Below are 23,147 nucleotides of genomic sequence, written 5' to 3' on the forward strand. Positions count from 1 at the left end.
CTTTGCGATCGCATCGAACAGCCTCTGGGATTAAGAGAGTTGGAACAAGAAGGTCATCTTGTCGCCTTTGCCTAGGCCAATGCGATCGCCGGTTCTTAAACGGTGCCGATTGCCGCTAGGCAGGGGGTTATGGTTAATGTAGGTGCCATTCGCACTCCCAACGTCTTCTATGTAGAAGGCGTCTCCCTCCACGCGGATATCCGCATGAATCCGAGAAACAATCTCGGAATTGGGGAATCCTGAAACATCAATATCAGGTGGAATCTGGTCGTTTGGCTTGCCGATGTGAATCACCGACAGTTGTGCTGGCAATTCAATCATCGTATCCGTTTGGACGTGCAGCAAACGGGCATTCTGCTGCTGTAGCTGCGTTTTTGAGCTACCAGAAGTTGCTGCGGACGCGGGTGGAGTGCTGCTAGAAGCCGCCGGGGGGGTAACGCTTGCTTGCTCCTGTGCGGGTGGCTGACTGACCACTGTAGCTGGAACGGGTGCCACCGGAGCGGGTACATCCGGGCTAGAGCTGGGCATTGATGATTGAGGGCTAGCCACTAAAGGATCGGGTGCCACCAGCGGATCGGGTGCCATTAAGTCCGGTACGCCGGGGAATGGGTCTAGTCCTGTCGATGCCCCTACCTCACCTGGACTGCTCGGTCGCAGGTTAGAACCACACTGACCGCAGAAGGTAGCGTCGGTTTGGACGGGTGCGCCACAGTTGGGACAAGCGGTGGTGGCGGGTAAGGGGGTGTAGCAAGCCTCACACTGGGCTGCTCCATCAGGATTTTGGTGATTGCAATTCGGGCAGACAATCATAAAACCTCCTTGCAGGCTGTATCCCTCCTAGAGATGGGAGTGGAAGGTGGAAATTCAAATATAGTCTGAATGGCGAGGCGTCTTAACTTTTTAGTTCAAGACCGGCTAGTTCAAGACCGGCTTAATTCAAGACCGGCAGCCTCATCAAAAAGCCACCAAAGTTCGCCTTGGGGCTGGATTAACCGACTGGGATAGGTTTGGTCGTCAGCGGTAGGAGCAAAAACCTGAGCGAGAGCAGGTCGTTTACTCGCACCGGCAACCACAAATATGACACACCGAGCATGGTTAATTAGGGGTGCCGTGAAGGTGATCCGGGGTTGCCCATCTTTGTTGCCGACGGTAATCAGGCGATCGCGTACATTCAATGCTTCTGTGTGGGGAAACAGAGAAGCTGTGTGTCCGTCGTCTCCTATCCCTAACAAAATGAGATCGAACGTTGGAAATTCACCGGGTTGAACTTGAAAAAACTCCCTGATGTGTTGTTCGTGCTTATCCGCTGCAACAGATGGATCGGCTTCATCGGTTGGCATGGGGTGGATGTTGGCGGCTGGGATATTTACTTTATCCAGCCATGCACTCCGCGCCATCCCTTGGTTACTATCGGGATGGTCTGGCGGCACGTAGCGTTCGTCGCCCCAAAATATGTGAATTTTATCCCAAGGCAGATTTTGGATCGCGATCGCTTCATACAACGGCTTGGGGGTGCTACCACCGGACAAGGCGATAGTACAGAGCGATCGCTGTTCGATTGTGGCGTGAATTTGCTCGACGCACACTTGGAGCGATCGCTCAATCAGCGCCGTTTTATCTGGTAAGACTTCAACGATTTTGTTCATCTATGGGGATGAATTGATGATTTCCAGCTCTACCATACCGAAAATCTTACAGTTTCTTCTTCTTAGTACCCATTAATATATGTGTCTGGAACAATTTATTCGCTGTTCTCAAAGAGGAAGCGTTAAGTTGGACTAGCCGTAGCACCCGGAAATCCTTATCGTGGTTGATTAATATAGATTACTTTTAGCGCTGGGGGAATCCTTCAAGATGGGACGAATTTTTATTTCAGCCGGTCATGGTGCTGGAGAGCCAGGAGGGCAAGCAGGTGGCACCACAGAGGCTCAAGAGATGATTCTGCTGCGCGACCAGATTGTACCCGAACTGCGATCGCGGGGTTTTGAAGTTCTTTCTGTCCCAGACGATCAGAACTCAACGCAGTCGATTTCCTGGCTCAACGCCCGCTCTCGGAGCGGCGACGTGGCGCTAGAAATCCATGCCGATGCCTATTCTAACCCGGCGACTCGTGGCGCTACGGTCTTCTACATTTCCAGCAACGAGGAACGCAAGCAGAATGCCGAACTGCTACTTTTGGCGCTTTTGCGCCGCGTTCCCCAGCTGCCCAGCCGGGGAGTCAAGCCAGACACCGCCACCGGCGTCGGACGTTTGAGTTTCTGCCGCGACACTTTTATTCCTTCCTTGCTGATGGAAGTTGGCTATCTCACCAATCCGGATGACCGATTCTTAATTCAGAATCGCCGCCGCGACATCGCGCTAGGAATTGCAGACGGCTTGGCATCTTGGAGCCGAGGCGGTACTCCCACCCCCGATCCTGGCACTTCCCCCACCTATCCTTCCATCAATATCAACATTAATAACCAGGTCTATGGGGAGAAGGGCGTTCTCATCAATAGCAACGCCTACATCCCTATTGACCTGGTGGACAGGCTCGCAATTGACTTGACAAATAACACCTCAGTCCGCCGCGTGTCCTACCGAGGTGTCGTCTATGTCAAAGCCATTGAACTTCGACCTTTTAATATCTCGGTTGGTTGGGATAGCGCCACCCGCACCCTGTCTTTGCGCTCCATTTTACCCATCTGTCCCGGTCAACTAGACCGGATTATGGGATATGGAAATACCTCTGAGGTACAGATGATTATGTTCCTCAAAGCCAATAACGAAAACGCCCTCGCCCAGTTTCCCGACTTACCCAAACTTTACCGGGAAGAAGCCACAATTGAGGGCGTCAACTATGACATTGCCTTCTGTCAAATGTGTGTAGAAACCGGCTTTTTGCGCTTTGGGGGTGACATTAAGCCCAGCCAAAATAATTTTGCCGCTTTGGGATCGATCGGCGGAGCTTCTGAGAGCGCGACCTTCCCCAGCGCCAGAATTGGCGTCCGCGCCCATATCCAACACTTGAAAGCTTACGCGAGTTTAGAGCCTTTGGTACAGGAACTGGTCGATCCGCGCTTTCGCTTTGTGACGCGGGGCGTCGCGCCGCTGATTTCTCAGTTGAGCGGACGGTGGGCAGCAGATCCGCAGTACGGGACTAAGATTGAGGCAACTCTCAGAAGGCTGTATGAGTCAGCGGGATTCTTGTAAGGATTGAGTAGGGGAGAGGACTGAGGACTGAGGACTGAGGACTGAAGTATAGAAGAGGGGAGAGGACTGAGGGCTGAGGAGGGGGGAGGCTCCAGTTCACAAAAAATCCCTAGATAGGGGCGTGAATGAGGGAGCTGAGGGCTGAGGTATTAACAAGGGATAAGGGAGAGACAACAAAACTCCAGATTCAACACTTTAGCCTTGGGTGCAATAAGTTAACTTCAACTGTCTTACTGTTTCATATCTCGCGTGCTTCTACTCGCCCTCAAACCTCTCCCCCTTCTCAGTCCTCACCCCTAGCCCTCAGCCCTCAGCCCTCAGTCCTCAGTCCTCAGCCCTCTCCCCTCTCTTCTGATTAGGCAGTTTTGAAAAAGCGGATAATTTCACGGACGTGGTCGAGAAATTGCCCATCTGCGCTGAGTTGAGCGATCGCATTTTTCGCTTCTCTGGATAAGCGCTCGTGATCGGCTTGGTTTGTGGCTCGCAGTTCTTCAATTGTGGCATTCACGCGGGCTAATTCTTTGCGAGTTTCATCGCCCGCTCGCTGTTGAGTGGCGACAAAAGAATATGGATCTTCAGGATTCATTTGCGCTTCTAATTGCCTGACGGCATACTCTAAATTATCAAAGCGGTTGCGGAGTTCCCAAATATCTTGGCGGGGATACTGAAATTCTTGGCGAATCATCGACAACCGGGCGGCTAAATATTCGTAGGTTCGCACGGCGGGACGCAAAGCCGTTAATAGTAAAGCGGCACCGGAACTGACGTATCCAACGGCACTGATGCCGGTTACAGCTAGCGTATAAAGACCAGCAGCAGAGAGAAAATGGAGCGCGATCGCTACCCAAAATGACCGATTTGCGATCGCTTTGGCATACTTAACTTGTTTCTCATCAATCGCAATTCCCTTTTCGGTTGACAGTGCTGCTTCTGCGATGACTTCTTTCGCGTCAAAGTGGATATTCCACGGAACCGTCACAATCACCAGCAGCCACCAAAAACTCGCCGCACCAATTACCCAATCGATAAAATTACCTGCTGGCACATTTAACCCTTGGACTACGCCAAAAGCCACCAGCATCAAAACGACCAGTCCCACACTGAAACCAATAAAGTTGAAATACATCTATGCCATGTCTGCCTGAAGGAATTGCCTCAATCGTGGCTGGGGATAACGGTGACGATAGATTGGGTTGTGATAGTTTGGCAACTTTCACATGAGTTGGATTGTTAAGCCGCGAAGGCGCAAAGGACGCGAAGGAAAGAAAGAAAAGGATGGGGCAGGATGGACAGAAATTGATTAAATATTAATGGCTCAAATTTTATTTATTGAATCAACCAAGTGCGCCAAGTCGGTTCAGTATTTGTATTAGTAGATTGAGGGATTGCCAGACGCCATGTTTTACCTTCGATTTGGCGTTGCAAGTAGATATCAAAGTGGTTTTGTTGTTGAGTTACCTGATGGTTAGGACGTTGCAGGGTAAAGTTGTAGGTGCCTTGGATGTGGTAGGCAGGTAACTTTTGAATCAACAAAGGTTCCTCGTGAGTCACTCGTATTTGAGCGATTTCAAAGCTAGAGGGTTGCTGGAATAACTGCTGACTCAGCTGCTTTTGGGTTTGGCTGACTTGAAGCGCGATCGCTTTCTGTACCAGTTGACCACCTGGTGCGGGTACACCAATGCCGCAAGCTGTCAGCAGTCCCAACAAAATCACTGTCAAAATAATTCGCAGCATGGCGTTTAACTTCTCCTCTATTTCCTACGTATCACAACCAGAACGATAGGATAGGCTGTGTGCGTTCTTCGAGTTCTAAATCCATCATGTCAAAAAAGGCCCTAGGGTTAGATGACCAGCTTTACGATTACCTACTTTCTTCATCCTTGCGAGAACCAGAAATTCTTCGCCGTCTGCGGGAAGAAACGGCAAATCATGCCTACGCCAGGATGCAGATTTCCCCAGAACAAGGGCAATTTATGGCGCTGTTGGTTCAGCTAATGGGGGCAAAGAAAACCCTGGAAGTGGGCGTATTTACTGGCTACAGTTCTTTGTGCGTAGCTTTGGCACTTCCCCCAGACGGCAAGATTATTGCTTGCGATGTCAGTGAAGAGTTTACCTCGGTAGCGCGGCGCTATTGGCAGGAAGCTGGGGTAGCGGACAAGATCGATCTGCGAATCGCACCGGCGCTGGAAACGCTGGATCGGCTATTGGCACAGGGGGAGGCACAAACGTTTGATTTTGCGTTCATCGATGCTGATAAGAGTAATTATGACGGGTATTATGAGCGATCGCTCCAGCTGGTGCGTCCCGGTGGTTTAATTGCCATCGATAATGTCTTGTGGAGTGGACGAGTTGCCGATCCTCAAGATCGGGATAACAGTACCCAGAATATCCGAGCTTTGAACGAAAAATTGCACCGCGACGAACGAGTTTCTATCAGTCTCGTCCCCATAGCAGATGGATTGACCTTAGCGGTTAAGCGATAAGGAAATCGAAGATACTTCGCAAAAAGAACGCTTATGACAGATGAGAAACTGACTCCCCAAAGTGAGCAAGCTAATCTAGATAACTCAACTCTGAAACCGGAAGAGGACGATAAACCAAGGTTGCTAGTCGAAGGTCAAAACGAAAATATCACCACTCCTCCTCCCGATATTGCCGAAGAACACGCCGCTGTTGCTCGTGCGACTCTAGATTTGACAATGGGAATTGAAGACGATTCATAACCGCCAGAAATAAATTCAGTTGGGGTGAGAGGGAGCGATCGCTTCCATCAAAAACCCCCAGCATTAGCTGGGGGTTGTGCAATACGTCGAGAAGATTTTCCTGGGGTAATACTCTTTTTGTTTCGCTTTAAAAGCGCTTACCAAGAAAATCTAGCTAGAAGATAAAAGTTCCCGGATTCCAATGTTTTGCTCTTCTTTAAAACATTGACTTATTGTTTCCGTAGTACCTTCTTTCAACCCATTCCAGCATATCAACTTCACAACCAAAAGTTGCAGAGCTGCCGCTAAAAGGATCGTAGCCTTCCCACCAGATGTTTCCAAAGCGGTCGCACTTCTTCCAAACTTTTACCTCTGGTTCTTGAGTAAAAAATGTAACTAAATACTGCCAAACACTATTCAAAGTAGAAAATACTTTAGTTCCACAAACAGACTTTTGCTCTTTTTTTGTGTAAATAGTTTCTAGGTCTTTTCTGTCAAAACAAGTTTCAGAAGTTTCCATAACAAATTTCTCCCGCTTCAAAATAGAATAAATTTCAGATTGCGCTGCAAAAAAGTAGGATAGACAAACTTATCTGCTTGCAGCAGTTATCAGGATCAATTCTGCTGCAACTAATGAAGGTTAATTCCAGAGTAAAGTTGAAGATTAGAAGTTTACTTCCTCCAGTAGAATCACCTGAATGGGTGATGTGGAACTAGAGAGGAGCTTGTAAAATCTCGACTAATTCAACCAAGAAATCTAGATTGCACAACCTAAATTCGCTGACAAATTCAATGTAACTTTTGGTTATTTGATAGACAAAGCAATATTTGTATAGGTAGTATGAATAAAATTCATATATAGAAGAAGACATGATTTGACTGCGTTTGCGACAATGCATACACCGCTTGCATAACCGCCATGAATGAAATCAATAAAAGCCGGATGAAGCTTTCCCAGATTCGTGCTTTAGTCGCAGTGGCAGACTACGGCAACTTCAGCGAAGCCGCCTTGCAGTTGGAGGTATCGCAGTCAGCAATCAGTCATGCGATCGCAAGTTTTGAAGAAGAATTGGGAGTCGTCTTGCTGGCTCGCGGACGTTATGGAGCGCGTCTTACCCCAGTCGGAGAGCGGGTTACGGCTCATGCTCGTAAATTGCTACAGCTTTTGGAAGCAATGGAGAAGGAAGCCAATTTAGAAAAAGGCTTACAGGGTGGAAACGTGCGAGTTGCCTGTTTTCGGAGTGTGGCGACTCACATACTCCCGACAGCGATCGCTCGATTTCGCGCTTGCTTCCCGAATATCACTGTAAGCATCGTTGATGGTGATGATTACTCGCGTGTAGGAGATGCATTGCGAGCCGGTTATGCCGATATTGGGTTTATCTACTTACCCGCTGGTAATGAATTTGAAACTTGGGAAATTTTGCGGGATGATTATGTTCTCCTACTCCCGCCTACAACTAATTTAAGTAGTGCCAAAGTCACTTGGAAGCAGTTAGCCACTTATCCTTTGATTATTAGTTCCGGCATTCCCTGCAATGAGTGGATTCGCAAATACTTGGTAATCGCAGAATACGCGCTCAATATTGCTTATGAAATTAAAGAAGACTCCACCATCGTCAGCATGGTTTCGCAAGGATTAGGGGCGGCAATTCTGCCTCGCCTTGCTGCCGAACCTGTACCCACTGGGGTGCGTGTGTGCAGCTTGCCAGCACCTCTAGAGCGAGTAATTGGGGTAGCGCTTCTCGCAAATGCCCTTCATGCTCCAGCCGTCTATGCATTTCTAGATGCTATCCGGAATACAGGACGCTTTGCGGCTAAAGCAGCGGTTTAATTAAAGTTCAGGAGAGAGCGCGCTCGCAAATCAGAAGGGCGCTCTTTTTGGTTGGAGATACGGTAATCACTGCATTCTCAGTCCCCTTACTGCCAAAAAATTTGGTCAAGATGAAAGTAGACTTACATTAAGGATGAACGCTATGTTTCCGTTTTGGGGTAGTACCTGTTGGGGATCTCAACCAGTTTCCGGTAGAGATTATCAGGAACGCAGACTTCGGTTCCTGAAATGGATGCGAAACGATCTAGAGGCGAGATTGGCAGGACTTAACGCTGCGATCGAAACGATTGAACGCCAGATGGATCGGGAAAATACAACTATTTAGTCTATCTACTGGCGATCGCAAATTATTGTGGCTTGTGACAAAGTGATAGAACTGGGTTAAAAAGTCCTCTCTTGAGAGCGTCTACTTCTGAAGTAGGCGCTATGTTTTTAGGGGTTAAGCATAGCCTCAAACTTTATTAATCGAGCAATCTCCCTTTCTAAAACTACTGGTGTAATAGTGCGATCGCTATTTTCTGTTCAAGGCACTTCCCCACCAAATCCCTACCGAAGGCTAAACAGCACCGCTACTCCACCCAAGGCAACTAAAACACCTAAGATAGCTCGAAAACTGACAACATCGCCCATCCAAATCGCTAGGGGTAAGACAAACAACGGGCTAGTAGAACTTAGCGTTTGGGCAATTCCTGCGGGGGCGAATTTCAGAGAAATTTGTTGCAGCCAGATGCCGAGATAGGTGCTGAAAAAAGCGGTTATGGCAATGACTCCCACAATGCGCCAAGACTGCAACGGTTTAAGCCAGTCATTGGCTTGACGCCGCCCCAGCAACTTCCACAGCAGTAGCACCAGTACCCCGGCCCCCAAGCGCACCAAGGTACTCCACAAGGGGCTGATACTCGATTGGATGAGGGCTGTCCGCGAGAGGACGGCACCTGTTGCCTGTGCTACTGCTGCCAGTAAACCCCAACTAATTCCCCGCATCGTCAGATGCTTGCTTTCAGCGGTGGAATTAGGCACCCGTTCCGTCACCACCCAGACGACGCCCAGAATGGTTAATAAAATTCCGCACCAAGCAGCAGCCGTCAGTTGTTCTTGTAAAAAGACTAGCGCTAACACGGCTGTTAAGGGGGGTGCTAGGGTTTCTAATATCAAGGTACGCCTTGCACCCAGGCAGTTGATGGCTGCAAAATAAGCCGTATCTCCCAATCCAATGCCAAGGACGCCACTTAGTAGCAATAGTGTCAGTGCAGTCGGGTTGATTTCAGGTAGCAGCTGTCCTTGCAAAAGTAGGGTGAGGACAAGGAACGCGATCGCAATTATCCCTTTAAACAAATTCAGTTCTAGGGGTGGGATTTGCCGTCCCAAGCGGCTGTAAACCAGCGAAGCGATCGCCCATAAAAAGGCGGCACTGAGTGCCGCCAGTTCTCCTTTAAAATTTGTAATCCAATTAAAAAAATTTGTTAAAAATATCATTCCTGTTTTTTGAATCGGTCATTCTGATGTAAATTTTACCGAAGGGCATACTCCTCAGTTCAGGCTGCACACTTCTTCTGGCGGATATTTCTCGCTTATCAAACATTGTATAAATTTACTTAAGCCGGATGCCAAAGATGTTAGCAATGTAACCATACTATTCTTTAACAATTGGTAGGATTCAGCAAGAAAGAAAATTTTGAGGAGACTGCGATGAACTATACCTTTGAAATTTTAGGGGTATCTCCCATTCTTTATTTCTTTAACCATCAACAGGAAATTATTCAAACAGATCCACACAGAGCCGAATACTTAGGAAGTCCTAAATGCACCCTGGATGCTTTTCTGGAATCCGTTGAAGCGGTTCCACCCAAGCGAGGCTGGAATTTAGAAGAGATTCTGCATACAATGGTAGACTTTTGGCTGAACAATTCTGACAATATCCAATATTGGAACAAGCGTCTTAAGGATGCTGGCAAAGAAAATTTGTTAGTCGCAAGAGTTGCCGATCTAAAGGCATTAAAAGCGGAGTTTGACTCCTTATTGGGTCAAAATCTTTAATTGATTCAGCATCATCGCACCTAGACGTAGGCGCGAGTCAGGATTATTCGCGCTAACTGCTTGCGGCAGCGCCAATAAAGGTCGCATCATTGAGGCATTCAGGGGAAACAGCGAAGAAAGCCTAGACGTTACGCGATCGCACTCTAACATGAGACACGATTGGGCAGCCGCAAAAATTGCTACCCCTCTACTATTTCTGCCTCTACTATTTCTGAAAAAATACAAGTGTACTAAACTAGGTTTTACCTAACTGAATACAAGACCTGCGAGCCGAAGTTTGGGCACAGCCGTCACAAATAGTTTTGAAACAAGAGCTTTGCAACTCGCCTGCATGAAGCTTGCTCCACCTTATCAGCATCAAAACTACTTTTGTGGTATCAGCGCCATGATTTGCTCCACGAACAGTTGATGATCGACAACTGGTTTAGAAATGTATTCGTCGGCACCACTTTGCTGGAGGAAATTTTCGCGATCGCCTTCCATCGCATTAGCTGTCACCAGAATAATTGGTAGAGCGGCAGTTTGCGGGTTAGCTTTTAATAGTTGGGTGATTTTTATGCCATCAACCGATTTACCCTGGTAAAAACTGTTTGTTAAGGAAACATCCATCAAAATAATGTCAACCTCCCTAGCTTGGGCGATTTGGATTACTTCTTCTACATTTTCAGTATGTTTCACTTGCAAACCGGCTCGCTTTGTCAGGATTTTAGAAAAAACCCGAACATTAATCGGATCGTCTTCTACAATCAAAACGGTTTTCATCGAGTTTTTCCCTTCAACAGCGTTTTTTTCTAGGGTCGTAGTCATTGTTTTTTGTTTCAATACGATTATGAAAATTTCTTTGTCACCTTAAAATTTATCGCTTAATTTGCCATCAATCGCAAGATGCAAATTTTTTGTTGCTGTCAATAAATAGGAAATAAAACTTATGATAAAAAAACTGAACCGACCTTCGACCGGACGGTTTGTCCCTACAGGATTACACGCAAAGATGCAACCATGATATTTTGAATACGCCATTAAATATGCCATGAGCGCGATCGCCGGACGTGCCTTACCCAACGTCCGCAACCGTTTAAATCCCAGCTTGTGGGATTAATGCCACGCCCCTCATGTCACTTTGCCAGAGTTGTCGGGGGCTGCGAGTCACGCGAAGTAAAGAAACCACCCACCAGGATTCCTTAAATAATACAAATGTACTAAACTGGTGGCAACAGAAGAGGGCAAAGGCTGAAAGGTAAAAAGCCACCAGAGTGCCTTCACACTCCAAATGGAAGACATTGAATTTTACAACTCAGGGCGGTCAATGCCCGCCCTACCCCTGGAACATAAAAGTATTATTGTGGCAACAATGCCTTAATTTGATCCACAAACAGTTGATGATCGACAACTGGTTTAGAAATATAGGCATCGGCACCACTCTGTTTGAGGAAATTTTCGCGATCGCCCTCCATCGCATGAGCCGTAACCAGGATAATAGGCAAACTAGCAGTTTGCGGGTCAGCCTTCAACATCTGCGTGATTTTTATGCCATCAACCGACTTACCCTGGTAAACACTATGGGCCAGGGAAACATCCATCAAAATAATGTCAGCCTCACCGGATTGGGCAATTTGCATTACCTCTTCCACGTTTTCGGTATGCTTAACTGCCAAACCGCCCCGCTTGCTCAGAATCTTAGAAAAAACCCGAGCATTAATCGGATCGTCTTCTACAATCAAAACGGTTTTCATCGAGTTTTTCCTTTCAATGGCGCTCTTTGGAAGAGTCGTGGTCATAGCTGCGGTTCCATACTACTGTGAAAGGTTCTTTGTCACGTTGCCATTTGTGACGCGATCGGTCATCAACCTCAAGATGCAAAAAAATTTTACGTTTTCAGGAACTAGGGAATAAAACTCATGGCGAAACAACTGAACCTTTTGGCAACCGGACAGATCATCCCCACGCCTTTACACGCGGAGATGCAACGGTCTTACCTTGAATATGCCATGAGTGTGATCGTCGGGCGTGCATTACCCGATGTCCGCGACGGTTTAAAGCCGGTGCATCGGCGGATTTTGTATGCCATGCACGAACTCGGACTGACGCCAGACCGCCCCTACCGCAAGTGCGCTAGGGTGGTTGGGGATGTTTTGGGCAAATATCATCCACATGGCGACCAGGCGGTTTACGACGCCTTAGTGCGTCTGGTGCAAGAATTTTCCAGCCGCTATCCCCTCCTCGGCGGTCATGGTAACTTTGGCTCGGTGGATAATGACCCACCTGCGGCGATGCGTTACACGGAAACGCGACTGGCTGCAATTAGTCATGAAGCGCTTCTGAGTGAAATTGGCGAAGCCACAGTTGACTTCATCGGCAACTTTGACAATTCCCAACAAGAACCAACCGTACTGCCAGCTCAGCTGCCGGTGTTATTACTCAACGGGTGCGCCGGAATTGCCGTCGGCATGGCAACGAATGTGCCGCCGCACAACTTGGGTGAGATCGTGGATGGTTTAATTGCCCTAATCGATCAACCCGATCTCCCAGACGGGAAGCTATGGAAGCTAGTTCCGGGGCCAGATTTCCCAACGGGGGGCGAAATTGTCGGGACAGAGGGAATTCGGGAAGCTTACAGCACGGGTCGCGGTAGCATCACCGTGCGGGGAGTCGCCCAGATTGAGGAAATCGCGGCAACTCGGGGACGGCACAAGCGGGCGGCAATTGTGGTGACGGAATTGCCTTTTCAGGTGAATAAGGCGGGTTGGATTGAGAAGGTAGCGGAACTGGTCAATCAGGGTCGAATCGAAGGCATTGCGGATCTGCGGGATGAAAGCGATCGCGAAGGAATGCGCGTGGTGGTGGAATTGAAACGAGACACCAATCCTCACCATGTCCTCGATCAACTCTATAGACAAACAGCGCTGTGTACCAATTTTGGCGCGATCCTGTTGGCATTGGTAGATGGGCAGCCGCGTCAGCTCACGTTGCGCCAGCTGTTAGAGGAATTTCTCAAGTTCCGAGAACAGACGCTGACTCGGCAGTATACCTACGAATTGGGTGAGGCAGAAAGACGCATTCACATTGTGGAAGGGTTGCTGGCGTCTTTAACCGAGTTGGATGCGGTAATTGAAATTCTCCGGAATGCTGCTGATGGCAGCACTGCCAAGTTAAGGCTACAAGAACGCTTGAATATCAGTGAGGTTCAGGCGGATGCTATTTTATCAATGCCCTTGCGACGCCTGACTGGGTTAGAACGGCAAAACTTACAAGGTGAGTTTAACGAGTTGTCAGAGAGAATTCATCTGTTGCAACTGTTGCTAAGCGATCGCCGCGAACTCCTAAAAACCTTGAAAAAAGATTTGCGATCGCTCAAACGCAAATTCACCGATCCGCGCCGTAGCAAGATCCTGACGGAAGCGAAAGAATTAAAGACTCAGCCAACAGAGAAAAAACCCGACTCAAAAGACAAAAGTCACAAGTCAGAGGCCAAATCTACTCAAGCCGCACTCCTAACTCCTGAACACTTGGAAGAAGAGGCAGTTCTGGAGTTTACCCAGCGCGGATATGTCCGGCGCATCCCTAAAAATGGAAATAAATCCGCGTCTGGAAAAGGCGATAGCAGCAGTCGTCCAGATGATTTTGTAGTCAAAACTCAGGCGACTAGCACCCAAGCCGAGTTAGTCGTACTCAGCAGCGGCGGCAAAGCTTACCCGATCAAGGTGGGTGAGATTCCGCCAACCGGGAAGCAATCGCGGGGAACGCCGCTAATCGGCTTGCTGTCCAACTCAGCTCAAACTGCGGCAGAAACGATTGTCTCCAACTTTTTTCTGCCTGAAAATCCGCAAAGTGCCGATCTAATTTTGCTTAGCGAACAGGGGAGAATCAAGCGCCTGCCTCTGGTAGAACTGGCTAACCTTACCAGTCGCGGCATCACGCTCATGAAACTGAAAGAAGACGATCGGTTAAAGTACGTCAATCTGGCTAAAACCGGCGAACAGCTCGTTTTGGCGACTGGGGGCGGACGTTTGCTGCGGCTTCAAGTCAACGACGATCATCTACCCTTGATGGGACGCACGACGATGGGGGTGCAGGCAATGCGGCTGCGGCGTTCCGAGCAACTGGTAGGAGCCTTAACGCTGGGGGATGATGAGAATATTTTAATCGTTTCCCAGTTGGGGTATGCCAAACGCCTGCCGATGAGTACAATCCGACTGGCAAATCTTGGCGACCTTGGCACTCAGGCACTGCATTTTACCAGCAAAACAGATGCTTTGGCAGCGATGGTCGCGGCTCCAGCAAAGTCTCAGATCGTCCTTCTGACCAGCGCCCAGCGAGTCGTGCGAATGCCAGTAAATTCAGTGCAGTTGCGAGGGAAAGATGGAACAGGCGATCGCATCCTCGAATTAAACCCGGACGAAAAAATTATTACTGTCGTCCTTTGTTCGTAGTTCGGCGTTCGGGATTTATTGAGAACGATGAATCCCGAACTCAAAGCCATTAATTCTTTTCCGCCACAAGATTCCCTACTGCTTTGGTTCTCCGATTTTCCTAAGAGTTCTGTGCTGCGAGTAAGTGATTGAAAATAGATTCAGTAGTGGGTATTAATAGCCGTGGCACAAGTTGTTATAGAAAACGTTTACAAAAGCTTTTCCGGTCGTCAAGGGGAAGTCGTCGCAGCGATCGCGCCTGAACCTCTGCTGACGCCAGTCGATGAGGGGTCGCTGGTTGTAGATGACAAACCTTCGTCTCCGTCTGGAGCAACAAATGTCTTGCGACGGATTAACCTGACGGTGCAAGATGGCGAGTTTATGGTGTTGGTAGGCCCTTCTGGCTGTGGCAAAAGTACCCTGTTGCGGCTGATTGCGGGACTGGAAGAATTAACGGGGGGCAATATCCGGGTGGGGGACACTCTCGTGAACGATTTGCCGCCAAAGGAACGAGACATCGCAATGGTGTTTCAAAACTATGCCCTCTATCCCCACATGACGGTGTATGACAACATTGCCTTTGGACTGCGGCGCACGGGGCACAAAGGCGCGGGGAAGCAGGAAAATGGGGGCGCAGAGGAGGGAAATGCTTCACTCAGTCCACAGTCCTCTTTGCCCATCTGGGCGGAAAATCTGTTGGTGGAAATGACGCGATCGCTTCCCAAGCATCTTCGCTACATACCCGAACGCGAGAAAGCGATTAACGAGCAGGTACGAACGGTTGCTCAATTGTTGCAAATTGAGCCGCTCCTAAACAGGTTGCCAAAACAACTATCAGGAGGGCAAAAGCAGCGAGTCGCATTGGGACGAGCGATCGCGCGCAATCCTCAAGTATTTTTGATGGATGAACCGCTATCGAACTTAGATGCCAAACTTCGGGCAGAAACTCGCGCCCAAATTGTTAAGTTGCAGCGACAGCTTGGCACAACAACCATTTACGTTACTCACGACCAAACGGAAGCGATGACGATGGGCGATCGCATCGCGGTGATGAATCACGGAAAAATCCAGCAAATCGCTGCACCGTTGGAACTTTACAACCAGCCAGCCAACCGCTTCGTGGCAGAATTCATTGGTTCGCCGCCGATGAACTTTTTGCCGGTGCAAGTGAAAGCACCTCTCCTCATTACCCATTCTCAATTTCGGCTCACTCTCCCCGATGTTTGGGCGTCAGCACTGCAAAAATACGATGGGCAATCCCTGACTTTAGGCATCCGTCCCGAACACTTGATCGTTGGCGTTCCCGCCCCCAAAAATCTCCAGGTGCGAGTAGATTTGGTAGAAGCACTAGGCAACGAAACTTATTTATCTGCCACTCTCCTAGAGTCAGCGATCGCATATCCCTTACAGGTACGCATTCCTCCAGACAAAGCGGTGCGAATTGGCGATCGCTTGTGGTTATCGCTGATGCCAGAGAAAATTCATTTCTTCGATCCACAGACTGGCATCGCAATTCCCTCGCGTTAGTTGGATTTTTGCGATTTAGCAAGACTTTTTTCGGCAATAAGCTGTTGGGTACTATTCGCTCATCTACCACTTACCAAAAGAGCATCTTCCCCCGCTATAGGCATAAACTCAGAAAATAATTTTTACCCCTAACAACCGAACTCATTCAATCCAAAATCCAAAATTCACATAACCCCATGACAACTCTCAACGCCCGCAATTTATCTCTAGATGATGTTCATCGTCTTTTAAACTTTCAGGAGCAGTACAATGGTTCTTTCACACCGTTGTTATCTTTAGAACCTCTAACAGAGTTTGAACAGCAAGAACTATTACAAATTTGGGATGACTTTCGCCACTATTTAACAGCAGGAAAAGTGCTGGAAGGACAGGTAAAGCTTCTTACCGTTGCTCCGTTACTGCGATTAGCTGGCTTTTACCGCTACCCTATCCACATTAGCTTGGAAGAGGGTATCGCAGATATCAATATCACAGATGAAGACACCATCATTACAGGACGGTTGGATATTTTAGCCGTCAAGAAAACTCACCAGACAACAGCTAACGTATCTTTTTGGGTTTTGGTCATTGAAGCTAAAAACAGTCAGGTTGAAGCTTTCACGGGTCTTCCTCAACTCCTTACCTATGCCCATAAAAGTTTAGAACATCAAACATCCGTTTGGGGATTAACGACAAACGGGCTGCGATATCAATTAGTGTATATTCAGCGGGGAAATCCCCCGACTTATCTGCTAATGCCAGAGTTGAACTTGATTGATTCTGAGCGTTTAACCCAATTACTACAAGTTCTCAAAGCTATCTGTAAAGTCATAGGCTAGTCAGTAGTTATCTGAGCTATGGCAGCACGGTCGCGTATTCTTTCAATTAACTTTAGAAAGCGGCTTCCATCTTTACACTGGCTGTTTTTGTAAACTTCCTATCACTTCTAATAGTTCGCTAGGTTTGTCAATCAAAAAATCTGGGTGATGTTTGGCTAAAACTTCTTTTGAATTAAAACCCCAACTAACTGAAATTACTTTTATCCGGCTTTTTCTTGCCGCTTCGATATCTCTTGTTTCATCTCCAACATAAACCATCTCATTAATTTGCATATCTTGTTTTTTAGAAAAACTATTAATTACTTTGTGTTTTCCAAAAATCGTTGGGGCTGAATAAATAAAATCAAATAAGTCTATAAAATCATTCTGCTTCAAAAAAATCGAAACATTTTCCTTGGAATTAGATGTTATAATCCCTAATCGGTACCCCAGATTTTTCAACTCTGTAAAAGTTTCTTTAATACCTGGAAAAGGTTTTAAATCTTGAACCTGATTATGTAATCTTGTTCTAACTTTCCTAAGTAGAAAGGGTAACTTAAAGATAGAAACCCCAGAAAATTTAATAATTTGGCTAGAACTTAAATTTTTAATCTTTTCGATATCTTCTAGACTGACTGGCTGATGCCCGAATTCTACGGCTAAACGATTAGTAATATTCACGACGGCATCAAGGCTATCAGCAATTGTGCCATCGAAATCAAAAATTATGACTTTTACGGTCATTGTTTTGGGTGTATCTCAACTTGGGCTGAATTTTGTCTTGTGTAGTGCCTACTTGCTGGCGCTATGTCATACGTCGAGTGGTGCTTTTGCTTCCAAATTTGCCCTAGCATTGCGCCGCAACATCTCCGGTTTTATCCGCCGCAGCGCTGAGGCGGGAAACCGGCGATCCCACTCTTCATCAGAAATTTCCGCTAATTCGCTTAGAAGGGGAGCTACATTGCCAGAATACGGCTGAAAATCGGCAACATCCGTAGGCTGAGCAAAACGCTGATTCCAAGGGCAAACATCCTGGCAGATATCGCAACCAGCAACCCAGCCTTGCAGAGGAGATGCGATCGCTGCCACTCCGTCCTGCTTCGCTAACGGTTTCGCTTCGCTTAGCGCGTCTGGTAACTTTTCAGCCCGATTCTCAATTGTGTGGTAAGCGATGCACCGATTAGCGTCTATGACAAAGGGCTGGGTAATTGCACCCGTGGGACAAGCATCGATACAACGAGTGCAAGTGCCACAGTGTTCAGTATGGGGCAAGTCAGGCGTTAAGTCGAGGTTGGTCAATACTTCCCCTAAAAATACCCAAGAACCATACTCGCGCGTAATGACATTTCCATTCTTGGCAATCCAACCAATTCCAGCTTGCTGTGCCCATACTTTATCTTGCACGGGGCCAGTATCAGCATAGTAACGCGCAGAGATGCCTTCTCCCTGCTCTTGCAGCCAAGTGGTGAGTGCTTTCAGCTTTTTATGCAGGATCTTGTGATAATCCCTTCCCCAGCCATAGCGGGAGATTTTGGCGTATTCCTTACCTTCGGGACGCTGGTGAGGCGTGTAATAGTTGAGGGCCACACAAATTAGCGATCGCACTTCTGGCATGACTCGATGGATATCTTGCCGCTTAGGATTCGCCATCCATTCCATGTCCGCCTGATAGCCTTGTGCCAGCCATGCCTGCAACGGCTGTACTTCCACTTCTGCCCCATCTACAGCCGCGATTCCTGCCTTGTGGAATCCCAACTCCAAGGCTTTTTGCTTCACTTCGCGACTACTGATGGGTACTTTCACAAGGTTTGATGGCGATCGCATCTGACTCGAATCATTATAGTTTCTCGGATTTCGGTTTTGCACCTAGCGGTTGAAACCGCAGCAACACAGATGCAAAAGCAGGAAAGTTCTGAACAATCCCTCCAGAAGCGCAGGTGCGAACCTGCTGTTTTGTTTAATACTGATCGGTGTGGTTTGTAGGAAATGCCATGACACCAGCTGACGATCTAGTTTTAACTTCGGAATCTGAATTTACCACCGAGCTGACAATTGCCGGAATAACAGAGCCTGTCGTGCTGCGCTATTTTGAAACGATGAATGCAGGAGACTTTGAAACAACTGCTGCTTTGTTTGCAGAGGATGGGGAAATGAATCCCCCATTTGAGTCGCCGATTGTGGGACATGATGCGATCGCATCTTACCTGCAAGCAGAAGCCAAGGCCATGACTCTCTCCCCCCGTGAAGGAATTGCCGAAACTCTAGAAGATGGCAACACGCAGATTCAGGTTAGCGGTAAGGTACAAACTCCCGTTTTTGGCGTCAATGTCTCCTGGATATTTATCCTCAATCCACAGCGTCAAATTATTTTTACCCGGATCAAACTATTAGCATCTCCCCAAGAGTTACTGAACTTACGCCGTTGATTACGCGCTTAGATAAGGATTTTTACCTCGATCCCAGGTTTAGCCTGGAATCGAGTCATTTTATAAGTCAACTCTTCTTTGTGAAACTTATCAATTCCCTGTAAAACGATCGCTATTCGCTTTACTTCTTTTAACAAAAAGAGGCGATGCCACTCCATTGACCCGGCTCGCCTAGATCGATGTGCTGGTTCCTCTTAAAAAACCTCAGGCTATCCAGCTCATGAGGTTAGAAAATACCCGGTTAAAAGCTCTCTTTGGTTCCTAATTATGTCTATTTTTTGGGCACCCTGATGGCATAAAAAACCATCAATCCCACGATGCTATGCTTTTGTCGCTTCTGGCAAACTCGCTTCTAACTTCAAACAGTTACGACCGTTTACTTGTAAGCGATACTCTACTCGATCCATTAACCTATTCATAATCAGCCACCCATAACCGCTTTCCTGTTTATCATTCGGGGTAGGCGGGAGATAAGTTGATAAGTCAAATCCCTGACCGTGATCCCAAATTTCGAGAGCAATATCCCGATTTTTTAGTTCTAGGCGAATTAGCACGGGCAAATTTGGTTGCTCCTTATGAGCATGACGCACCACATTCGAGTATGCTTCCACCAAAGCCAATCGCAAGCGATTCGATTGACGAGGCCAATCCACCGAGTCGGTCAGTTCGACTTCCAAACATCCCAGTAGCCAGCTTTCAACAATTGTTAAAAACTTCAAATCACTTGGTATGTGCAGCTCCGTTTTCATGTACTTAAAGAACCTCCAGAGAGAGTATAGTTTGGTCGTCTTCCTGAACGTTATTGGTGTGTTCTCGAATCCGCGCGAGTAAGTTATTCAAATCGAAAGGTACTGGCTCAAGGCATACAAGTTTCCAAAGCCCATCTTGTGTCAGCATACTACTCGTACCTTCAAAGCTGCCAGTGGTAACTTCTGCCGTCGGCGCGATCTCCGAAGCAGTATGTCGAAGGCTACTTTCTTGGGTGACAGTCGCCTCGGTAATCCCGTCGCTCGTCAGTAGCAGAATTTCACCTGAATTTAAGGTCAGTTGCCCCTGCTTGGCTTTCCAGATGGGTAAAATTCCCAAAGGGATGCCGCGAGTCTTGAGAAAATTTGGTTCCAGCGCCGAGTCTGAAGTAGGTGCCGCTCTTTGTTGCACGACTTCCCGATTAGACCAGACTAAGGGATAGATGTGACCGGCATTAGCATATACCAACTCTTGAGTTGCTGGGGTATAACGAGCCAGCACCATCGTGATAAAGCAGTTGGTGCTGACGAGATCGTTGGACATAATGCTGTTAAGATTCCGCATGACGACATCTGGCTCCGGAGAAATTTCCTGAGCGAGTTCCCGGCGCAGAATAGAAATTGCACTTGCCATAAATAGAGCCGCTGGGACGCCTTTCCCAGAGACATCTCCCACTGCCAGCCAAACATCGCCTTGAGGATGGACGTACACTTCAAAAAAATCACCCCCCACTTCTCTAGCAGCGACGCAGCAGGCTTGCACCTGCATCCCTTCTACTTCAGGCCAACTTTGGCGGAGGAGGTTATTTTGAATTTGACGAGCGACTTCTAGTTCGGCACGCATCTGCTGAGCTTGCTGCTGCGTGCGCTGGTAGAGTTTCGCCTGAGAAAGCGCCAAAGCGGCTTGTTCGGCGACGCCTTCTATCAGCTGAACTTCATCGGGTGCCCAGAGGCGATCGCTGTTTTCTTGATAGAGGCAGAGAACGGCTAACACCTGCTGCTGGAAGATCAGCGGCACTCCTAACTGAGTGGAACGCCTTCCCTCTTGTTCGCCTTGGGCAAGTTGGATCTTGCGACTTTCCAGGGCTGCTTGTAGTAAAGAGTCTGAGTCGCGTTCCGGTACTGGGGTTTCTGTATCCTCGCTCGGCTCATTGGGAGTTGGATAGAAAAAAGCTTCGCTGGTCAAGCGATCGCTCTCTACGGGTCGCAGAACGCAATAACTCGCCTCAAAAGCTTGCCCAATGGTATTGGCAACGGTTTGCAGCATACTCTGGTAATCTAGCGACTCCCGAATTGCCGTTGTCACCGCATTCAAGAGTTCTTCTCGGCGCAAGGCGCGGCGCAGTTCGTTCGTCCTTTGTTTCAGCACGCGGTAAGTTTCCGCGGCTTGTTGAACCACTGCTTTTAAGTTCTCCGGGTTCCAGGGTTTGGTGATGTACTTGAACACCTGACCGGAGTTAATCGCATCGACTAAATCTTCGACATCCGTGTAGCCGGTTAGGAGAATCCGGATGGTATCGGGAAAGCGCTCAACTGTTTTACTTAAAAATTCGGTTCCATTCATTTGGGGCATGCGCTGGTCAGAAATAATCACAGCCATTTCCCCTTCCGTGTCCAAAACTTGAATGGCGCTGAAGGCACTGTCGGCTTTGAAGACGCGAAAATCTCGCCGAAATGTCCGATAAAGTAAATCTAGGTTGTCATGCTCATCATCAACCACCATCAGTTTGAGTTTGCTCCCTTCTGCCTGACTCATCGGCACACTCCGCTTCCCGCTTAATTAGATCATCGACAGCTTGAGGGGATTTTCACTCCTCATCCCTTGCCTGCATATCGCCAACCGGAGCAAATTCCGGTTCTCGCTTTTATTTCTCGTGATGCTGCTGATTGATGATTCGATAGAATAACAGCTTTGAGGGCATTCTGAGACGCCCATTGACTAAGGTTTGTTACTCGACCAACTGACTACGGGTTAAATACCGCTGCCAGGATATAGAGGCGAGCATAGCTGCCAGGTTGTGGCAGCTACAGAGGGTTCACCGATGTCAAGCCAAGCAGAAGTCAACTCATACCGAGCGCCCGATCCTCCACAAGCAAAGGTATTTATCCGACTAAGCCAGAGCGTAGAGCACGCACCGCCGCTTGGGTGCGGTCATCGGCACACAGCTTGTTCAAAATATTCCGGACGTGGGTTTTGACAGTTCCGACAGTGATGTAGAGCTTTTCCGCGATCGCGGCATTGCTGCACCCTTCAACAATCAGCTGCAAAACTTCTAATTCCCGTTCCGTCAGCGGATAAGCTTCAATTAGCTGGCTGTATTCCGGTTCGGTGGCATTGATAATCACCGTTTTGGATATGGCTGCTTGATCCAATCCTGTCTGACTAGATCGAGTTTGCTGCAAGACAATCCGGGCGATCGCTGGGTCGATCCAGCCGTTGCCTTCGTGCGTCACTTGCAGCGCTTCGAGCAACTTATCAAAACTAATGTTTTTCATGCAGTAGGAATCTGCACCTGCTGCAAATGCCGCCAATACCGCTTCTTCGTCATCTTGTAAAGTCAACACCAGTATCTTGGTATGACCCCCATCCTCCGAAGCCACCTGCCATTCCCTAAACGTCCTCGTCAATTCAATTCCGTCCATATCGGGCAGGCCAATATCGACAATCGCCACATCTGGCTTGGTCGTTTCCAGTAATTTCAGACCTTCAGTGGCATTGGCGGCTTCACCTACAAATTCAATTTCCCCGCGCTGTTGCAGCGCTGTCCGGATGCCGACCCTAGTCAGGTCGTGGTCTTCAATTAAAGCGACGCGAATTTGACTCATCTTCTCTTCCACACTTTGCAATTCTATGGACTTTCTAAAAATAAAGATTTCCTAAAGAGTTTGCAGTCGTCAATCTACTGCCATTCTTTGCGTGTTCTAGTATTAGTAATTTATACCCTCCTCATCTGTTTGAGGTGATATTTTTACTGGCGGGGACATGGCAAACCTAACCATAAACCAAAGCTTGAGCGCGGCAGTCTTTTAAAAGGGACAGTTTGGCAATTGGTCAATTTTAGTACAAGTGTACGATCGATAACTGCAACAAACCACTAACCATCTGGATTTTACCTTTCTGCTGGAGCGCACAAGGCGGTTTCTCTGGTTGAGTCAGGTGGCTGAACTGGGAAAATGCCTTGCTCAACATCACCAGACGTGGCAGACAGCAGAATCTCAGATTTTTACTTGCCAATGGCAGCACGAGCAGCCCAGAGTTCAACTACCGCTGGTATGAGTATACCGGGTTGGCAGCATGAGAATCATCCGGGCTGGAGAATTCTTTAAAGGAATCTCTTTGCCAAACCATCTAGAGCCGAAGCAGCGAGCATAGATAGCTCGTTCAGTTACACCCCGATCCCAGGACTGTACCTGTTACAGAACCGGATTGTGTCGGCTTTGGACTTGGCAAGTTGGGCGATCGCTTTCTTCATCAGT

General features: G+C 47.9%; 23 protein-coding genes. 10 read left to right on the forward strand and 13 right to left on the reverse strand.

The genetic code is table 11. The annotated features are described in order from the left end of the window. Positions 1 to 30: 30 nt before the first annotated feature. A complete protein-coding gene (locus tag NDI44_RS02575; RefSeq protein WP_190413566.1) occupies positions 31 to 810 on the reverse strand; it encodes an FHA domain-containing protein in 780 nt (259 codons plus the stop codon). Between the two features lie 110 nt (positions 811 to 920). Continuing rightward, positions 921 to 1,646, reverse strand: a complete 726-nt coding sequence (gene pgl / locus NDI44_RS02580; RefSeq protein WP_190413568.1) for a 6-phosphogluconolactonase — start codon at positions 1,644 to 1,646, stop codon at positions 921 to 923. Between the two features lie 208 nt (positions 1,647 to 1,854). Here pgl and NDI44_RS02585 point away from each other — a divergent pair, with 208 nt between their 5' ends. Then, entirely contained in the window at positions 1,855 to 3,192 is a 1,338-nt protein-coding gene (locus tag NDI44_RS02585) for an N-acetylmuramoyl-L-alanine amidase (RefSeq protein ID WP_190413570.1), read from the forward strand. Positions 3,193 to 3,547: 355 nt separating this feature from the next. Here the strand turns inward: NDI44_RS02585 and NDI44_RS02590 are convergent, their stop codons facing one another. Beyond that, positions 3,548 to 4,318: a hypothetical protein gene (locus NDI44_RS02590; RefSeq protein ID WP_190413572.1), complete on the reverse strand. Its 771-nt coding sequence runs from the start codon at positions 4,316 to 4,318 to the stop codon at positions 3,548 to 3,550. Positions 4,319 to 4,518: 200 nt separating this feature from the next. Next, entirely contained in the window at positions 4,519 to 4,926 is a 408-nt protein-coding gene (locus tag NDI44_RS02595) for a hypothetical protein (RefSeq protein ID WP_190413574.1), read from the reverse strand. A gap of 86 nt (positions 4,927 to 5,012) precedes the next feature. Here NDI44_RS02595 and NDI44_RS02600 point away from each other — a divergent pair, with 86 nt between their 5' ends. Continuing rightward, positions 5,013 to 5,675 (forward strand): class I SAM-dependent methyltransferase, encoded by a 663-nt coding sequence (locus NDI44_RS02600; RefSeq protein WP_190413576.1) that lies wholly within the window; start codon positions 5,013 to 5,015, stop codon positions 5,673 to 5,675. Between the two features lie 33 nt (positions 5,676 to 5,708). Continuing rightward, positions 5,709 to 5,915 (forward strand): hypothetical protein, encoded by a 207-nt coding sequence (locus NDI44_RS02605; RefSeq protein ID WP_190413578.1) that lies wholly within the window; start codon positions 5,709 to 5,711, stop codon positions 5,913 to 5,915. 196 nt (positions 5,916 to 6,111) lie between these two features. Here NDI44_RS02605 and NDI44_RS02610 read toward each other — a convergent pair whose 3' ends face one another. Further along, on the reverse strand, positions 6,112 to 6,414 hold the full coding sequence (locus tag NDI44_RS02610) for a hypothetical protein (RefSeq protein WP_190413580.1): 303 nt from the start codon (positions 6,412 to 6,414) through the stop codon (positions 6,112 to 6,114). Between the two features lie 399 nt (positions 6,415 to 6,813). Here NDI44_RS02610 and NDI44_RS02615 point away from each other — a divergent pair, with 399 nt between their 5' ends. Together NDI44_RS02615 and NDI44_RS02620 are read left to right on the forward strand one after the other, a co-directional pair. Beyond that, positions 6,814 to 7,728: a LysR family transcriptional regulator gene (locus NDI44_RS02615; RefSeq protein WP_190413582.1), complete on the forward strand. Its 915-nt coding sequence runs from the start codon at positions 6,814 to 6,816 to the stop codon at positions 7,726 to 7,728. A 142-nt stretch (positions 7,729 to 7,870) separates the two neighbouring features. Then, positions 7,871 to 8,053 carry a hypothetical protein gene (locus NDI44_RS02620; RefSeq protein WP_190413584.1) on the forward strand — a complete coding sequence of 61 codons (183 nt, stop codon included), beginning with the start codon at positions 7,871 to 7,873 and terminating at the stop codon, positions 8,051 to 8,053. 221 nt (positions 8,054 to 8,274) lie between these two features. Here the strand turns inward: NDI44_RS02620 and NDI44_RS02625 are convergent, their stop codons facing one another. Further along, positions 8,275 to 9,204, reverse strand: a complete 930-nt coding sequence (locus NDI44_RS02625) for a DMT family transporter (protein ID WP_190413586.1) — start codon at positions 9,202 to 9,204, stop codon at positions 8,275 to 8,277. A 213-nt stretch (positions 9,205 to 9,417) separates the two neighbouring features. Here NDI44_RS02625 and NDI44_RS02630 point away from each other — a divergent pair, with 213 nt between their 5' ends. Continuing rightward, positions 9,418 to 9,765: a hypothetical protein gene (locus tag NDI44_RS02630; protein WP_190413588.1), complete on the forward strand. Its 348-nt coding sequence runs from the start codon at positions 9,418 to 9,420 to the stop codon at positions 9,763 to 9,765. Positions 9,766 to 10,128: 363 nt separating this feature from the next. On the opposite strand, the gene NDI44_RS02635 is transcribed toward NDI44_RS02630, so the two are convergent. Together NDI44_RS02635 and NDI44_RS02640 are read right to left on the reverse strand one after the other, a co-directional pair. After that, complete coding sequence (locus NDI44_RS02635) at positions 10,129 to 10,527, reverse strand: response regulator (protein ID WP_190413779.1); 399 nt, start codon at positions 10,525 to 10,527, stop codon at positions 10,129 to 10,131. Between the two features lie 575 nt (positions 10,528 to 11,102). Then, positions 11,103 to 11,498 (reverse strand): response regulator, encoded by a 396-nt coding sequence (locus NDI44_RS02640; protein WP_190413592.1) that lies wholly within the window; start codon positions 11,496 to 11,498, stop codon positions 11,103 to 11,105. Positions 11,499 to 11,663: 165 nt separating this feature from the next. Here NDI44_RS02640 and gyrA point away from each other — a divergent pair, with 165 nt between their 5' ends. The 3 genes from gyrA (at position 11,664) to NDI44_RS02655 (ending at position 16,519) form a co-directional block, all read left to right on the forward strand. Beyond that, positions 11,664 to 14,195, forward strand: a complete 2,532-nt coding sequence (gene gyrA, locus NDI44_RS02645) for a DNA topoisomerase (ATP-hydrolyzing) subunit A (RefSeq protein ID WP_190413594.1) — start codon at positions 11,664 to 11,666, stop codon at positions 14,193 to 14,195. A gap of 162 nt (positions 14,196 to 14,357) precedes the next feature. Beyond that, on the forward strand, positions 14,358 to 15,701 hold the full coding sequence (locus tag NDI44_RS02650; protein ID WP_190413596.1) for an ATP-binding cassette domain-containing protein: 1,344 nt from the start codon (positions 14,358 to 14,360) through the stop codon (positions 15,699 to 15,701). 176 nt (positions 15,702 to 15,877) lie between these two features. Further along, entirely contained in the window at positions 15,878 to 16,519 is a 642-nt protein-coding gene (locus NDI44_RS02655) for a restriction endonuclease subunit R (RefSeq protein WP_190413599.1), read from the forward strand. Positions 16,520 to 16,591: 72 nt separating this feature from the next. Here NDI44_RS02655 and NDI44_RS02660 read toward each other — a convergent pair whose 3' ends face one another. Together NDI44_RS02660 and queG are read right to left on the reverse strand one after the other, a co-directional pair. Then, positions 16,592 to 17,242, reverse strand: coding sequence for an HAD-IA family hydrolase (locus NDI44_RS02660; RefSeq protein ID WP_190413601.1), 651 nt, complete (start codon positions 17,240 to 17,242; stop codon positions 16,592 to 16,594). A 66-nt stretch (positions 17,243 to 17,308) separates the two neighbouring features. Then, on the reverse strand, positions 17,309 to 18,322 hold the full coding sequence (gene queG / locus NDI44_RS02665; protein WP_190413603.1) for a tRNA epoxyqueuosine(34) reductase QueG: 1,014 nt from the start codon (positions 18,320 to 18,322) through the stop codon (positions 17,309 to 17,311). A gap of 167 nt (positions 18,323 to 18,489) precedes the next feature. Between queG and NDI44_RS02670 the strand changes: the two genes are divergently transcribed. Next, a complete protein-coding gene (locus tag NDI44_RS02670) occupies positions 18,490 to 18,924 on the forward strand; it encodes a ketosteroid isomerase family protein (RefSeq protein WP_190413605.1) in 435 nt (144 codons plus the stop codon). A 320-nt stretch (positions 18,925 to 19,244) separates the two neighbouring features. Here the strand turns inward: NDI44_RS02670 and NDI44_RS02675 are convergent, their stop codons facing one another. From NDI44_RS02675 to NDI44_RS02685, 3 genes are all read right to left on the reverse strand, one after another. Beyond that, positions 19,245 to 19,673 (reverse strand): anti-sigma regulatory factor, encoded by a 429-nt coding sequence (locus tag NDI44_RS02675; protein WP_190413607.1) that lies wholly within the window; start codon positions 19,671 to 19,673, stop codon positions 19,245 to 19,247. Between the two features lie 4 nt (positions 19,674 to 19,677). Further along, positions 19,678 to 21,426 (reverse strand): SpoIIE family protein phosphatase, encoded by a 1,749-nt coding sequence (locus tag NDI44_RS02680; RefSeq protein ID WP_190413609.1) that lies wholly within the window; start codon positions 21,424 to 21,426, stop codon positions 19,678 to 19,680. A gap of 347 nt (positions 21,427 to 21,773) precedes the next feature. Beyond that, complete coding sequence (locus NDI44_RS02685) at positions 21,774 to 22,496, reverse strand: response regulator transcription factor (protein WP_190413611.1); 723 nt, start codon at positions 22,494 to 22,496, stop codon at positions 21,774 to 21,776. Positions 22,497 to 23,147 lie beyond the last annotated feature (651 nt).

It is taken from the genome of Trichocoleus sp. DQ-A3 (genome assembly GCF_039961975.1).
Lineage (GTDB): Bacteria > Cyanobacteriota > Cyanobacteriia > Cyanobacteriales > FACHB-T130 > FACHB-T130.

Excerpts from the sequence above, each read along its gene's own strand:
- NDI44_RS02575 (WP_190413566.1), bottom strand. The coding sequence starts at position 810 with ATGATTGTCTGCCCGAATTGCAATCACCAAAATCCTGATGGAGCAGCC.
- pgl (WP_190413568.1), bottom strand. The coding sequence starts at position 1,646 with ATGAACAAAATCGTTGAAGTCTTACCAGATAAAACGGCGCTGATTGAG.
- NDI44_RS02585 (WP_190413570.1), top strand. The coding sequence starts at position 1,855 with ATGGGACGAATTTTTATTTCAGCCGGTCATGGTGCTGGAGAGCCAGGA.
- NDI44_RS02590 (WP_190413572.1), bottom strand. The coding sequence starts at position 4,318 with ATGTATTTCAACTTTATTGGTTTCAGTGTGGGACTGGTCGTTTTGATG.
- NDI44_RS02595 (WP_190413574.1), bottom strand. The coding sequence starts at position 4,926 with ATGCTGCGAATTATTTTGACAGTGATTTTGTTGGGACTGCTGACAGCT.
- NDI44_RS02600 (WP_190413576.1), top strand. The coding sequence starts at position 5,013 with ATGTCAAAAAAGGCCCTAGGGTTAGATGACCAGCTTTACGATTACCTA.
- NDI44_RS02605 (WP_190413578.1), top strand. The coding sequence starts at position 5,709 with ATGACAGATGAGAAACTGACTCCCCAAAGTGAGCAAGCTAATCTAGAT.
- NDI44_RS02610 (WP_190413580.1), bottom strand. The coding sequence starts at position 6,414 with ATGGAAACTTCTGAAACTTGTTTTGACAGAAAAGACCTAGAAACTATT.
- NDI44_RS02615 (WP_190413582.1), top strand. The coding sequence starts at position 6,814 with ATGAATGAAATCAATAAAAGCCGGATGAAGCTTTCCCAGATTCGTGCT.
- NDI44_RS02620 (WP_190413584.1), top strand. The coding sequence starts at position 7,871 with ATGTTTCCGTTTTGGGGTAGTACCTGTTGGGGATCTCAACCAGTTTCC.
- NDI44_RS02625 (WP_190413586.1), bottom strand. The coding sequence starts at position 9,204 with ATGATATTTTTAACAAATTTTTTTAATTGGATTACAAATTTTAAAGGA.
- NDI44_RS02630 (WP_190413588.1), top strand. The coding sequence starts at position 9,418 with ATGAACTATACCTTTGAAATTTTAGGGGTATCTCCCATTCTTTATTTC.
- NDI44_RS02635 (WP_190413779.1), bottom strand. The coding sequence starts at position 10,527 with ATGAAAACCGTTTTGATTGTAGAAGACGATCCGATTAATGTTCGGGTT.
- NDI44_RS02640 (WP_190413592.1), bottom strand. The coding sequence starts at position 11,498 with ATGAAAACCGTTTTGATTGTAGAAGACGATCCGATTAATGCTCGGGTT.
- gyrA (WP_190413594.1), top strand. The coding sequence starts at position 11,664 with ATGGCGAAACAACTGAACCTTTTGGCAACCGGACAGATCATCCCCACG.
- NDI44_RS02655 (WP_190413599.1), top strand. The coding sequence starts at position 15,878 with ATGACAACTCTCAACGCCCGCAATTTATCTCTAGATGATGTTCATCGT.
- NDI44_RS02660 (WP_190413601.1), bottom strand. The coding sequence starts at position 17,242 with ATGACCGTAAAAGTCATAATTTTTGATTTCGATGGCACAATTGCTGAT.
- queG (WP_190413603.1), bottom strand. The coding sequence starts at position 18,322 with ATGCGATCGCCATCAAACCTTGTGAAAGTACCCATCAGTAGTCGCGAA.
- NDI44_RS02670 (WP_190413605.1), top strand. The coding sequence starts at position 18,490 with ATGACACCAGCTGACGATCTAGTTTTAACTTCGGAATCTGAATTTACC.
- NDI44_RS02675 (WP_190413607.1), bottom strand. The coding sequence starts at position 19,673 with ATGAAAACGGAGCTGCACATACCAAGTGATTTGAAGTTTTTAACAATT.
- NDI44_RS02680 (WP_190413609.1), bottom strand. The coding sequence starts at position 21,426 with ATGAGTCAGGCAGAAGGGAGCAAACTCAAACTGATGGTGGTTGATGAT.
- NDI44_RS02685 (WP_190413611.1), bottom strand. The coding sequence starts at position 22,496 with ATGAGTCAAATTCGCGTCGCTTTAATTGAAGACCACGACCTGACTAGG.